Source organism: Planctomycetota bacterium (assembly GCA_033763975.1).
GTDB lineage: Bacteria > Planctomycetota > Phycisphaerae > Phycisphaerales > UBA1924 > RI-211.
The window spans coordinates 279,829-292,049 of record JANRJM010000018.1 but is presented as its reverse complement, the minus strand read 5'-3'; the positions used below and the strand labels follow the sequence as shown (position 1 = coordinate 292,049).

Below are 12,221 nucleotides of genomic sequence, written 5' to 3'. Positions count from 1 at the left end.
CGCGAACGGGTTGCCCCGCGGAGCCCCAAGGAGACGCGCGTGAAGGACGTGACCGAGTTCATCGTCAAGGTCACCAACTTGTTGGAGGCCGAAGCCCGGGCGGCGTACGACGTCGTGCACGCCGACACCCGTCGGATGCGCGACAGCGTCGCCGGGCTCGGCGTCGGCCTGCTCACCGCCGCCGGCGGGGGCATCATCATCCTCATCGGCGTCCTGTTCTGGCTCGGCGCCATCTACTTCGCCGTGCGTGAAGTCGCCGGGCAGGCCTGGGGCGCCGTGGCGGCGGGCGGCGCGGGGCTGCTCATCGGCGTCGGGTGCGTGCTGCAGGCACGACGGATGCTGTCGTCATGAACACCACCCGCGTCGCCAAGCAGGAACTGCTCGACTTCGGGCGCAAGTCCGGCGAGCGGAACAAAGCCCGCACCGCCGTCGGGCTCTCCCTCTTCGCCGCCGGCATGGCGCTCTTCATCGTCAACCGCCCGGTCATCCGCTACCGCGCCGTCCCGCCGCCCCCCGCCCCGACGCTCGGCAGCCTCGCGGGGCTCGTCATGATCGCCCGCATCGCCATGGTCGCCATCCCCTGGGTGGCGCAGGTGCTCGGCATGCGCTTCGCCGGGCACGAAGTCGGCGAGGCCATGCGCATCCGGCGCGAGCGCGGCCCGGGCCGGCGATAAGTCTCCCCGGCGGCGGCGCTCCGCGTCACCGCGCATTCATCCCCGCTTCGCTCCGCGCACGCATCCTTCCCCCACTCCAGGAGGTGGCGCGTGCACCAGTTCATTCTGTCTCGGCGGGCGATGATGGTCGGCGGCGGCGGGTTGTTCGGCGTCCCGCTTCTCATGGGCTTCTCCAGGGGCCAGCCGCAGCCGGCCGGCGGGGCGGCGCCCGACGCGAACGCGTCACAGGACGTCGCCCGCGCCGCCAGCGGGCACGTGGCGCCGGGCACCAACCCGCTCGAGATGTACCCCAAGCCTCCGTTCGAACGCCAGCGCCAGGAAGCGCCCGGACTGGCGCTCAAGATGAAGCCCCCGCCCGACCACGGCGAGAACAGCTATCGCGGCTCGGGCAAACTCACCGGACGCAGAGCGCTCATCACGGGCGGAGACTCCGGCATCGGACGCGCGGCGGCGATCGCGTTCGCGCGAGAGGGCGCCGACGTCGCGTTCGGGTATCTGCCCGCCGAAGAGCCCGACGCGCAGCAGGTGGTCGAGATCATCCGGGCCGCCGGGCGCAAAGCCGTGCCGCTGCCGGGCGACATCCGCGACGAGAAGACCGCGCGCACGCTGGTCGCCGACGCGGTGGAGCAGCTCGGCGGGCTCGACATTCTGGTGAACAACGCGGGCCAGCAGGTCTTCCAGCAGTCGTTCATGGATGTCTCGACCGAGCAGATGGAGTCGACGTTCCGGACGAACGTCTTCGCGATGGTGTGGATCACGCAGGCCGCCATCCCGCACCTGAAGCCCGGCGCCTCGATCATCTGCACGACGTCGATCCAGGCCTTCGATCCGTCGCAGCACATTCTCGACTACGCGATGACGAAGGCGTGCAACGCCATCTTCGTGAAGGGCCTGTCGAAGGAACTCGCGCCCAAGGGCATCCGCGTCAACGGGGTGGCGCCGGGCCCGATCTGGACCCCGCTGCAGCCCAGCGGCGGGATGTCGCCCGAAAAGCTCGAGACCTTCGGCACGGACACCCCGCTCAAACGCCCCGGCCAGCCCGTCGAGCTCGCCCCCACCTACGTGCTTCTGGCGAGCAACGACGCGAGCTACGTCACCGGCGAGATTCACGGCGTGACCGGCGGCAACCCCACGCCCTGACCGGCCGCACTCCCACGGCATGTTCTTCACCAGCACCGACTCGCTGCTGCGGATCCTCGTCGTTGGCGCGTGCTCGTACGTCGCCCTCGTGCTGCTCATCCGCGTGTACGGCAAGCGATCCCTCTCGCAGTTCAACGCCTTCGACCTCGTGGTGACCGTCGCACTCGGGTCCACGCTCGCCACCGCGCTGCTCTCGAGGTCCACCGCGCTCGCCGACGGCGTGCTGGCCTTCGTGCTGCTCCTCTCCATGCAGTTCGTGGTGACGTGGCTGTCGGTGCGCGTCCGGGCGGCCGACCGCGTCGTGAAGTCCGAGCCGCGCCTGCTCTGCTTCCGGGGCCGCTTCCTCCGCGACGCCATGCAGGACGAACGCATCACCGAAGACGAAGTCCGAACGGGCGTGCGCAGCGAGGGCTTCGGTGCGCTGCGCCAGGTCGAGGCGGTCGTGCTCGAGTCGAGCGGGGCGCTGAGCGTCGTTCCGGCCGACCGCACCGGGACGCTCCCGACGTCGCTGGAAGGTGTGCGCGGGTGGAGCGACTCGCCCAGGGCGCCGGCGGACACGACGGGCGAAGGCCCGGCGACCTAGGCGGACGGCGGGCGATGCGCCCGCGCGAACAGCCCCCGGATGAGCCCGGGCCGCCGGTCGTACCCGGGATCGCCCGGCGACAGGCCGTCCACCTCGGGCGTGCGGAAGGTGAGCATCACGATGCCCGCGATGAACAGGATCGCGGCGCAGACGCCGACGCCGGTCTGGGTGGCGAGCCCGTCGTGCCATGCATCAGGGGCGGCCCGCTTCACCGCGGCCGCGACCCCCTCGCCCACGCCGCTGGCGAAGAAGTACCCCAGGGGCATGGCCCCGAGCGCCACGACGTTCACGAGCGCGAGCGCGCGCCCGCGGACGGCGTCTTCCACGAGCATCTGGAGGGCGCTCATCGCCGAGTTGAACGACCACATCCAGAACCACCCGACGAAGAACATCAGCCCGCCGGCGATCCACGGGTTGCTCGTGATCGAGAAGAGCAGGATCCAGAACCCTCCCATGAGCACCGAGAGCGGGATGAAGTGATGGCGCGGGTACCACGGGGGGACGAGCTTCATCGCGAAGCCCCCGGCCACCGCGCCCGCGCCCATGACCCCGGTCAGCACCCCGAACGTGCGTTCCTCGAGGTGGTACACGCTCGACACGAACATCGAGAGGAACCGCAGCACGGGCGTGCCGAACGCCGCGAAGACGGTGGTGGCGAGCAGCGCCGCCCGGGGCCCCCGCCGCTTGAACACGAACTCCGCCGAGAACTTCGTGTCGGCCCAGAGCTTTCGCCACCAGCGACTCTCGGGGTTCACCACCGGGGCGTCGGGCGTGGTGAGCACCGCGACCATGACGCCGATGAAGCTCACCGCGTTTACCACGAACAGCGCCATCGGGCTCCAGAGGCCCATGATGACCCCCGCGAGCGCCGGCCCCACCGCGCGGGCGGCGTTGAACGAGATGCCCTGGAGCGTGATCGCCTTCACCAGGTCCGCGCGGGGCACCAGCCGGGGCGTCAGCACCTGCCACGCCGGGTTGTTGAACGCCACGACCACGCCCTGCGCCAGCGAGAGCCCGAGCAGCGCGGGCAGCAGCACCCGCTGGGGCGGATCGAGCCACACCACGAGCGCGAACGCGATGGCGATCACCATCATCGCCGCCTGCGTCACCAGGAGCAGCTTCTTGCGGTTCACCCTGTCCGCGACCACCCCGCCGAGGATGCCCAGCACGAGCGACGGGAGCAACTGAGCGGCCCCCAGGTAGCTCGACCAGACCATCTCGCCGGTCTTCTCGGTCACGATCCACTGCACGCCGACGAACTCGAACCACCCGCCGACATACGACCCGAACGACGCGATCCACACCGTGCGGAAATGCCGGTGGCGCAGCACGCCCCAGCGCGACGGGGGCGCGTCGTCCGTGCCCGGGGAGGCCCCCGCGCTGGGCGTCTGCACGACTTCGGGCGGAACCTGTCCGGTCTGCGCGGGCGGCGGTATCAGTTTGCTCGTAGACGTTTCCAACAGCCCTCTCGCGGAGAGGGTAGCGCACGCGCGAACCCCCGAACGCCCGCCCCGCCTATGACTTCCCCATGCGGGCCGTCATCCTGGCCGACGAGTTCTTCGCCACGCGCGAGCGCCCGCTGCTCCAGCGCCTGGAAATCGGGCTGGCCGACGAGGGCGTCCGCGTCGTGCACGCCGTTCCCGAGTCGGTCATGCCCACCGAGGGCGAGAGCATGTTCCGCACGTGCGTGGGATACCCCGCGCGGACGCTCTCGATCCTGCGCAGCGCGTCGGCGGCCCGGGTCGCCCGCCTGCTCGAGCAGGCCGCCGGCGCCGACGAAGAACGCATCGACGTGCTGCACGTGTTCGGCGGGTCGGCGTGGACGCTGGCCACGGAGATCGCCGATGAACTCGGCTGCGCGCTCGTGCTGGAGGTGTGGCGCTCCGGGCTGGTCGATCGCGCCCGCGAACTGGCGCCCCGCGCGTGGCGGACCGCGCTCCAGGCGCCCGACCCGGCCATCGAGCGCGTGCTCCGTGCATCGATTGAAGGGCGCGAGATCCGGGCGGCCCCGTGGGGCGTGCTCGCCGAGCCCACGTTGCGGCAGGTGTTCCCCGAAGGCCGCGCCGTCAGCGCCATGATCGTCGGCTCGGGGCGCGACGCCTCGGCGATGGCGGCGATCATCGAGGGCCTGCAGCCCGTCGCCGCGGCGCACCCGGACCTGCTGGTCTTCTGCGACGCCGATACCGCCCGTCGCGCGGGGCTGTGGGGCGTCGCCCGCCGGCTGCGTCTCGATCATCACCTCTCGCTGATCGCCGACCTCGAGGGCCGGCGCGACCTGCTGCTCCAGGGCGACCTGCTCATCCAGCCCGACGCCCACGGCGAGTCGCGCAGCGTGGTGCTCGAGGCCATGGCGTCGGGCATGATCGTCGTCGCCGCCGCCGACCCGATGGCCAGCGTCCTCATCGACGGACGCACGGCGCGGCTCGTGCGCGCCCAGCACCCGGCCGAGTGGAGCGCCACGCTGCTCGACATCCTCCGCACCCCGGAACGCTCCCGCATGCTCGCCGCGAGCGCCCACGAGTTCATCCGCACCCACCGGCGCGCCAGCGACCACGTCCGCGCGGTCCTGCAGACGTACGCAGCGCTGGTGCCCGAGAACGCCAACCGCGGGGGCTTCCCGCGCGACATCACGTGATCGGGCGGGCGATCGACCCGTCGTCGGGCAGCGGGTTCTGGAACTCCCCGCCCTTGGGCGCGGGGGCCTTGAGCAGCGCGGGCCAGTCCCACAGGTTGAGGTCCGCCGGCTCGGCGGGCACCGGGGGCGAGCCCCACTTCGCCCGGAACTTCTCGAACGCCGCGACCACGAGCTCCATGCGCGCGCGCTTGAGTTCGTCCATCTGCACGCCGGTCGCGAGGTGCTCGCCCTTGACGTGCCCTTGCCCGTAGTGCTTGAGCCACGCGCCCTTCGCGCACACGAGTTTGAACCCCGCGCGGCGCGCCCGCAGCCCGTAGTCGGGGTCGCCGAAGTAGCCGTAGAACCGCGTGTCGAGCACGCCGATCTTCTCGATGAGTTCGCGCCGGATAAGCACCGCGTCGCCAGAGAAGATCGTGTCCTCGACGTGCGTAAGCCCGTGCGCTTTCGCCAGGTACTCCGCGAACGCGTGGTAGTCGTCGGGCCCGCGCTCCACGGGCGGCTGCACCTGGTGATACTCGTGCGAGTCGCAGATGTTCGCGACACCCCGCACGATCCCGTGCCGCCGATCCACCGCCGCCACCGCCAGCAGCGTCCGCATCCACGGCGCGGTCACGTGCATGTCGTTGCTGATGAACAGCACCAGGTCGCCCCGCGCCCGCGAGAGCCCGAACGCGAACGACCCCGTGTAGTGCTGACGCTGCTTGAACGTCCACGCCCGCACCTCGGCCCCTGCCCCGGCCCGGAACTGTCGGAACAACTCCGGGATCTGCTCGCCCGCGTCCGACTGGTCGTCCAGCAGGATGTACTCCACCCGCGGCGTCAGCCCCAGCGCCGTCACCGCGCCGTGGATCGACGTCAGGCACTCGACGGTCAGTTCCCGCACATTGCGGCACGGAACGATGATGGACAGCATGGGCCAACGGTACGGGCCGGGCCCCGCTCGCGGCACCTGAGTCGTCCCAACGCGTGCATCGCACCCGGCCTCAGGCCGGCGCGGGCGAGCGTCCCCACCCCGGCTCGCGCTCGCCCTGCGGGTGCAGCAGCGACCACACCCGCTCGAGCAGGTCGTCCAGCCCCTGCCGGGCCGCGCCGGAGATCACCAGCACGTCGCGGTCGGCCCGCAGGCCCAGCGCGCGGCAGAGGGCCTTGGTGCGCTTCGCGAGGTCGGCCTCGTCGGGCGCGAGGTCGGCCTTGTTGATCACGACCAGTTCGGGCTTATCGGCCAGAGCCTGCGAATACGCGCCCAGCTCCGCGCGCACCGCGCGGTAGTTGTCGGCGGGGTTCGACTGGTCCTCGGGGTACAGGTCGAGCAGGTGGACGATGACCCTCGTCCGCTCGATGTGGCGAAGGAACTCGTGCCCGAGCCCGGCGCCGTCGGCCGCCCCTTCGATGAGGCCCGGAACGTCGGCGAAGATCACGCGGCGCTCGCCCGAGATCTCCGCGACGCCCAGTTGGGGCGAGAGCGTGGTGAAGGGGTAGTTCGCGATCTTGGGGTTGGCGCGCGTGAGGGCCGCCAGCAGCGTGGACTTGCCCGCGTTGGGCTTGCCGATGATCCCCGCCTCCGCGATGAGCTTGAGCTCGAGGCGGAGCCGGCGCTCCTCGCCCGGGGCGCCGGGCTCGGCGGTGCGGGGCGCCTGGTTGGTCGAGCGCTTGTAGTGCTCGTTTCCCCAGCCGCCCTTCCCGCCCTTGGCCACGACCACCCGCTCGCCGGGCTTGAGGTCGTGGACGAGCTCGCCGGAGTCGGCGTCGAAGAGCATCGTTCCCGGGGGCAGGCGGATGATGAGTTCCTGCCCGGCCGCGCCGCTGCACTGCTTGGCGCCGCCCGCCCCGCCGTCTTCGGCCGCCCAGAGTCGCTGGTGGCGGAAGTCGTAGAGGGTGCTCATCCCTTCCTCGGCGACGACGACGACCGAGCCGCCCTCCCCGCCGTTCCCGCCGTCGGGCCCGCCCTTGGACTCGAACTTCTCGCGTCGGAACGACACGCGCCCATCACCGCCCTTGCCGGCGCGCACGGTAATCACTGCACGATCGACGAACATGCGAGCAGCGTAGGGAGCGTGGGGGCCGGAGCCCGCCGGAAGGCCTTACGCCGCCCGAGACGCGGTGAGCGAGCGGCGGAGCGACGCCAGCAGCACGTCGCGCGCCGCCTCGCTGGCGAAGCGCGAGAAGACCGCCGCGTGGCGCACCGGGCCGGGCTCGGACTCGTCCGCCCAGACGACATTCCCGAACACCTCGATCTCTTCGCCCGCGTGCTCGCCCGCGACGCTCGAGGGCAGCGTCAGGCGGATGGCGATGGGCGTGCCCGGCGTGATGGCGCCGTCGAGCTCGAACTGCACGCCGCCCTCCGAGATGTCGTACGTGTGCCCGTCGCGCGTGAACCGCTTCTCCGTGAGCAATCGCACGCGGATGCCCGCGTACATCGGGGGGACGGCGAGGCGTTCGTGACGGCGGCGGTTGTGGGCGAGCGCGGGCATGGGGAACTCCCGTATTGGGGCGTGTCGGCGGCGGTCGGCCGCCCTTCGCTCTTTCAGCGACGCGGGGACGGGCGAACAAACGCGCCGGGCGTTCTATCGGACGAGAATCGCGCCGAGTTCCGCCCGGGCACGCGCTTTTCCGCACACGCCGAGGGCTTCTGGGACCTGGCGCAGGGCCGGGGCCTACCGCAGGGCGTCGATCTGCCGGCGCGTCTCCGCCAGCTTCTCGGCCTGGCCCGTCCGCTCGTAGAGCCCGGCCAGGTACCCCAGCACGATGCCCCGCAAGCGCCGGGGCTCGGCGCCGTCCCCCGCCGCCGCCTCGACGGACTTGAGGAACGCCCCCTCAGCGCCCGCGGCGTCGCCGTCGGCGTCCAGCGTCCGCCCCAGGCGCGAGTACGCCCGCACGAGCGCCGGGTGACGCGGGTTGAGCGGGGCGTAGAGGCGCTCGTACGACGCGACGACCTCGCGCGCCAGGCCCACCGCCAGGCGCACGTCGCCCGTCTCGCGGCGCGCGAGGTAGCAGTCGATGAGATGGTGCTTGATCGTTCCGCCCGGAAGGTTGTCCTCGCCCGCCAGGCGCAGCGTCGCGAACGCGCGGGCGTTCTGCAGCAGGGGGATCGCCTTGTCCCACTGCTGGCGGGCCATCGCGACCGACGCCAGGCTGGTCTGGAACTCCGCCACCTCGAGCGTGTCGGGCGCCACGCGCTGCGCCCGCGCCAGCGCCCGCGTGTACCACGCCTCGGCGTCGTCGAGGGCCTCGCGGTACTTGTGCGCCCGCCCGATCATGTGCTCGGTGCGCGCCACCTCGATGCTCTCTTCGCCGTGCACCGCGACGCGCACCGGCAACGCCTTGTCGAGCATGCGCAGCGCGCCGTCGTGCTCGCCCTTGAAGGTGCGGAGGATCGAGAGGCTCTCGTAGCTGTCGGCGAGGTCGGGCGACAGTTGGTCGGGCCCGGCCGCCTTCGCCCGCAGGTCCAGCGACCGCTCCATCGCGCTGTCGGCCAGGTCCACGCGCCCCATCGCCAGGTACGCGCGCCCGATCGTGTCGAGCACCGCGGCCTGCACGAGGGGCTCGGCCGCCAGCTCGGCCCCCGCCCGCGCGTCGCCCTGGCGCAGTAGTTCGACGATGGGCTCGGGGCCCACGCCCGTCAGCAGCGTGCGTTCGGCCGAGAAGAAGATCTCGTCGACGAAGTCGGCGATGCGCTGCGCCTTGGTCGCCTCGCGCTCCGCCCGGCGACGGGCGATCTCGGACTCCTCACGGGCGGCCGTCGCCTGCAACGCCGCTCTCTCGGCCCGCACGCGCTGCGCCTGTTCGCCCCGCCAGAACACGAGCGACACCACCAGCCCCAGCACCAGCGACGCCGCCACCGCGACGATCGTGGTCGCGAGCGCCCGGCGCTGCGACACGGCCTTGCGCACCATGTACAGCACGCTGTCGCGCTTCGCCTCGATCGGCTCCCCGCTCAGGTAGTGGCGGATGTCGCGCGCGAGTTCCCCGGCCGTCTGGTACCGACGCTCCCGCTCCTTCGACAGCGCCTTGAGCAGGATCGTCTCGATCTCGTCGTCCACGCTGCGGCTGATGGAGCGCGGGCGCTGGGGGAGCGCCTTCTCGATGTTGTCGAGCACCTCGCGCAGCACCCCCACCACCGCGTAGGGGAACTGGCTCGTCAGCGCCTTGTACATCATCACGCCGATCGAGTAGACGTCCGTCCGCACGTCGATCCGCGCGATGTCGCCCGCCGCCTGCTCGGGGCTGGCCCACGCCGGCGAGCCGACGAACTGCCCCGTCACCGTCATCAGGTCCGGCGTGTCGTTCGAATGCACGCCCACGATCTTCGCGAGCCCGAAATCCAGAATGTGCGGCTCGCCGTTGGAGTCCACTCGAATGTTGCCGGGCTTGAGGTCGCGGTGGATCACCCCGCGCAGGTGGGCGGCGTTCACGGCGTCGCAGATCTTCGCGAACACGCCGAGCACCTCGCGCGGCGCCAGGTTTGATTCCTCGAGGAACCGGTCCAGCGAGCGCCCGGACACGTAGTCCATCACGAAGTAGTGCAGCCCGCCCTTCTCCGGGGGCAGCACGCCGCTGTCCTGCACCGTCACGATGTTCGGGTGGTTGAGCTGGGCCAGCACCTCGATCTCGCGTTCGAACCGCGCCCGCTCCTTGGGCCCCGCGAAGGGTCCCTCCTTCATCACCTTGATCGCGATCTTGCGCTTCGTGCTCTTCTGGATCGCCTGATACACGACGCCCTGCCCGCCCCGGTGCAGTTCTCGGACCACGATGTACCCGGGGAAGATATCTGGCGCGATTCCGGCCGACGCCGTCAGCAGCGACGACGGGCTGGGCGACGTCGGCGCATCGCTCGGCAGGCCGTCGATCTGGCGCAGGGCGGCCTGGATCAGCGGATCCTCGCCGCTGGGGGGCGGAGATGACTGGGGAGGGGGCAGCACGGGTGGATGTCCGGGGACCACGGATGCGAGCGACAGCGCCGTGACGTACTCACGCGCCGGTTGAAGTATCCCACAATCTTGCGCGCCGGGCGCCGGCCCTGCACCTACTGCGGGCGGGCGGCGACCACCTGCAACTGGACGCCCGCGACGGCGATGCCCATGGAGGACTCGAGATCGCGCAGCACGGATTCGGGCAGGGCGGCGAGGAGCCGCGACGACACCTCGGGCGGGGCATCCATGATGCGCCCGTCGGGCATCGCGATGTGCACGTGCGGGGACATCTCGGCGTCGTAGCGGCACGGGCCGGACGGAGACGGCAGCTTGCGGACGAGCCCGACCTCGGACAGCGCGTCCAGGGTGTTGTAGACCGTCGCGAGACTGATGTTCGGGTCCTGGGCGTGCAGCGTCTGGTAGAGCTCGTCGGCCGTCGGGTGCGTCAGCATGGACCACAGCCCGACGAACACCATCTCTCGCTGATGGGTGCACCGGAGGTCGTGCCGCCGAAAGACCTCGCGGACGAACTCGGGGGTGGGGTGCGACTTCTCGCCGGGAACCATGGTATCAGTATTGGAATGCACGACCCGGAAAGCCAGCAGGTGGCTCGGGTTGACCGCCGGACGGGCGGGAACGCAGAAAGGACTCTGTGGACGAGTTTGCGATTCTCTGTGAGCAGTGCGGGTACCCCCTGGCGGGTCTGCCGGGCGGGGCCGCGTGCCCGGAGTGTGCCCGGCCGGCCGCGCTCTCGGACCCGGCGCGCCGCGCGGGCAGCCCGTGGCAGCGTCGCGCGGGCCTGCTGGCGTGGATCACGACAGGCGTCATGGCGGTCACGAGCCCGAGCGAGCTTGGACGGGCGCTACGCATCCACGGGCGCGGATGGGGGTTGCTCGGGATCAACATCGTGCTGGCGGCGATGCTCATCGCAGCGCCGTGGTCGGGCGTGTTCGTGGGCGACCCACTGCGCGGCTCGCCCCCTGTGCACTCGGCGGGGCAGATCGCCCGGGTGGGGCTGGTGCTGGCGGCGCAGGTGCTGCCCATCGCGGGCGTGCTGTGGGTGCTCACGTGGATCGAGGTCGTCGGCGTGCGGTTCTTCTCGCGCCGTAAGGGCTGGCGCCTCACGCGCGCCGGGGCGTGGCAGGTGTGCGCGCACGCGAGCTACGGGTGGATCTTCAGCGGGGTGCTGCCGATGCTGCTGCTCGCGGCGCTCTTCGCGCTGCAGCGCACGACGGGCGTGGCGCCGGGCGGGACGTTCTCGCTGGCGCCGCTGTGGAACACGCGCATCGCGTGGTACGAGCTGATCGGCGTGGGAGGCCCGCTGCTGGGCTACTTCGCGGGGATGATGATCTTCGAGATGCTCGTGTACCGGGGCGTGCGGGCGTGCCGATACGCCGCGACGGTGCGCGAGGGCTAGGCGGTGCCCGAACGGACGACGCCGAGCGCCTGGGCGTGCACCGCGCGGTTGGCGGCGAGCCCGGTGGAGGATCGGATGTCGGGCGTGCCGGCCCAGTCGGTGTACACCCCGCCCGCCTCGCGCATGATGGGCGGCGCGGGCGCGACGTCCCAGACGTGCACCACGGGCTCGCACCAGACGTCGGCCCGCCCGGTCGCGACGAGCACCAAGCCGTAGCAATCCGACCACCCGCGCGTCAGGCGGCAGGCGCGGGCGAGGCGCTCGTGCACGTGCTCGGCACGCCCTGCTTCGAAGTACTCGCGCCCGGTGGTGACGAACACCGCGTCTTCCAGGCGTTCAACCCCGGAGACGCGCGCCGGACGGACGGGCTTGCCCGCGGTGCGGTGCCAGGCGCCGTGCCCCGAGGCGGCCCAGACGGTCTCGGCCAGCGCGGGCATGTGCACGACGCCGATGACACTCCCCCACTGCCCGCGCTCGTCGCGCTTTTCGACGCCGATCAGCGTGCCGAAGAGCGGCACGCCGCACGCGAACGACTTGGTCCCGTCGATGGGATCGAAGACCCATCGGAAATCGGAGTCGCCCTCCTGCACGCCGAACTCCTCGCCAACGAGCGCGTCGGCCGGGTAGCGGGCGCGGACGAAGGCGCGGAGCAGTTGCTCGGCCTCGCGATCGGCGATGGTGACGGGTGTGCCGTCTCGCTTCATCTCGATGGGCAGGTCGTCGCGCTGGTAGTGGGCGAGGATGGCGTCTCCCGCGGCGGAGACCGCCGCGAGCGCGGTGTCGAGTCGTTGCAGGAGTTCGTCGGCCATCGCCCGATGGTACCAGCGCGGAGCGCCCGGTATGCTGGGCGGGATCAACGGAT

Annotated in this window: 13 protein-coding genes; 6 read left to right on the top strand and 7 right to left on the bottom strand. The window is 71.6% G+C overall.

The window, feature by feature from the left end; genetic code table 11:
• Positions 1-39 precede the first annotated feature (39 nt).
• The 4 genes from SFY69_13150 (at position 40) to SFY69_13135 (ending at position 2,397) form a co-directional block, all read left to right on the top strand.
• The gene (locus tag SFY69_13150; protein MDX2132989.1) at positions 40-351 is read left to right on the top strand and encodes a hypothetical protein; all 312 of its coding nucleotides are present in this window, start codon (positions 40-42) and stop codon (positions 349-351) included.
• Positions 348-674 carry a hypothetical protein gene (locus SFY69_13145; GenBank protein MDX2132988.1) on the top strand — a complete coding sequence of 109 codons (327 nt, stop codon included), beginning with the start codon at positions 348-350 and terminating at the stop codon, positions 672-674. Before SFY69_13150 ends, SFY69_13145 begins: the two co-directional genes overlap by 4 nt.
• A gap of 282 nt (positions 675-956) precedes the next feature.
• Entirely contained in the window at positions 957-1,814 is an 858-nt protein-coding gene (locus SFY69_13140; GenBank protein MDX2132987.1) for an SDR family oxidoreductase, read from the top strand.
• Positions 1,815-1,833: 19 nt separating this feature from the next.
• Positions 1,834-2,397, top strand: coding sequence for a DUF421 domain-containing protein (locus tag SFY69_13135; protein ID MDX2132986.1), 564 nt, complete (start codon positions 1,834-1,836; stop codon positions 2,395-2,397).
• On the opposite strand, the gene SFY69_13130 is transcribed toward SFY69_13135, so the two are convergent.
• Entirely contained in the window at positions 2,394-3,791 is a 1,398-nt protein-coding gene (locus tag SFY69_13130; protein MDX2132985.1) for an MFS transporter, read from the bottom strand. The genes SFY69_13135 and SFY69_13130 overlap by 4 nt on opposite strands.
• Before the next feature lie 134 nt (positions 3,792-3,925).
• On the opposite strand from SFY69_13130, the gene SFY69_13125 reads away from it, so the two are divergent.
• On the top strand, positions 3,926-5,032 hold the full coding sequence (locus SFY69_13125) for a glycosyltransferase (protein ID MDX2132984.1): 1,107 nt from the start codon (positions 3,926-3,928) through the stop codon (positions 5,030-5,032).
• Here SFY69_13125 and SFY69_13120 read toward each other — a convergent pair.
• From SFY69_13120 to SFY69_13100, 5 genes are all read right to left on the bottom strand, one after another.
• The gene (locus SFY69_13120; GenBank protein MDX2132983.1) at positions 5,025-5,945 is read right to left on the bottom strand and encodes a glycosyltransferase; all 921 of its coding nucleotides are present in this window, start codon (positions 5,943-5,945) and stop codon (positions 5,025-5,027) included. The two genes, SFY69_13125 and SFY69_13120, sit on opposite strands and share 8 nt — an antisense overlap.
• Positions 5,946-6,015: 70 nt before the next feature.
• Positions 6,016-7,068 carry a GTPase ObgE gene (obgE, locus tag SFY69_13115; GenBank protein ID MDX2132982.1) on the bottom strand — a complete coding sequence of 351 codons (1,053 nt, stop codon included), beginning with the start codon at positions 7,066-7,068 and terminating at the stop codon, positions 6,016-6,018.
• Positions 7,069-7,113: 45 nt separating this feature from the next.
• Positions 7,114-7,503, bottom strand: coding sequence for a PilZ domain-containing protein (locus SFY69_13110; protein ID MDX2132981.1), 390 nt, complete (start codon positions 7,501-7,503; stop codon positions 7,114-7,116).
• A gap of 183 nt (positions 7,504-7,686) precedes the next feature.
• A complete protein-coding gene (locus SFY69_13105; protein ID MDX2132980.1) occupies positions 7,687-9,951 on the bottom strand; it encodes a serine/threonine-protein kinase in 2,265 nt (754 codons plus the stop codon).
• 104 nt (positions 9,952-10,055) lie between these two features.
• Positions 10,056-10,508, bottom strand: a complete 453-nt coding sequence (locus SFY69_13100; GenBank protein ID MDX2132979.1) for a Fur family transcriptional regulator — start codon at positions 10,506-10,508, stop codon at positions 10,056-10,058.
• 323 nt (positions 10,509-10,831) lie between these two features.
• Between SFY69_13100 and SFY69_13095 the strand changes: the two genes are divergently transcribed.
• A complete protein-coding gene (locus SFY69_13095; GenBank protein MDX2132978.1) occupies positions 10,832-11,359 on the top strand; it encodes a hypothetical protein in 528 nt (175 codons plus the stop codon).
• On the opposite strand, the gene SFY69_13090 is transcribed toward SFY69_13095, so the two are convergent.
• Entirely contained in the window at positions 11,356-12,168 is an 813-nt protein-coding gene (locus SFY69_13090) for an inositol monophosphatase family protein (GenBank protein ID MDX2132977.1), read from the bottom strand. The two genes, SFY69_13095 and SFY69_13090, sit on opposite strands and share 4 nt — an antisense overlap.
• Between the last annotated feature and the right edge of the window lie 53 nt (positions 12,169-12,221).

Coding starts and splice junctions, on each gene's coding strand:
- SFY69_13145 (MDX2132988.1), top strand. CDS start 348: ATGAACACCACCCGCGTCGCCAAGCAGGAACTGCTCGACTTCGGGCGC.
- SFY69_13140 (MDX2132987.1), top strand. CDS start 957: ATGTACCCCAAGCCTCCGTTCGAACGCCAGCGCCAGGAAGCGCCCGGA.
- SFY69_13135 (MDX2132986.1), top strand. CDS start 1,834: ATGTTCTTCACCAGCACCGACTCGCTGCTGCGGATCCTCGTCGTTGGC.
- SFY69_13125 (MDX2132984.1), top strand. CDS start 3,926: ATGCGGGCCGTCATCCTGGCCGACGAGTTCTTCGCCACGCGCGAGCGC.
- SFY69_13120 (MDX2132983.1), bottom strand. CDS start 5,945: ATGCTGTCCATCATCGTTCCGTGCCGCAATGTGCGGGAACTGACCGTC.
- obgE (MDX2132982.1), bottom strand. CDS start 7,068: ATGTTCGTCGATCGTGCAGTGATTACCGTGCGCGCCGGCAAGGGCGGT.
- SFY69_13110 (MDX2132981.1), bottom strand. CDS start 7,503: ATGCCCGCGCTCGCCCACAACCGCCGCCGTCACGAACGCCTCGCCGTC.
- SFY69_13100 (MDX2132979.1), bottom strand. CDS start 10,508: ATGGTTCCCGGCGAGAAGTCGCACCCCACCCCCGAGTTCGTCCGCGAG.
- SFY69_13090 (MDX2132977.1), bottom strand. CDS start 12,168: ATGGCCGACGAACTCCTGCAACGACTCGACACCGCGCTCGCGGCGGTC.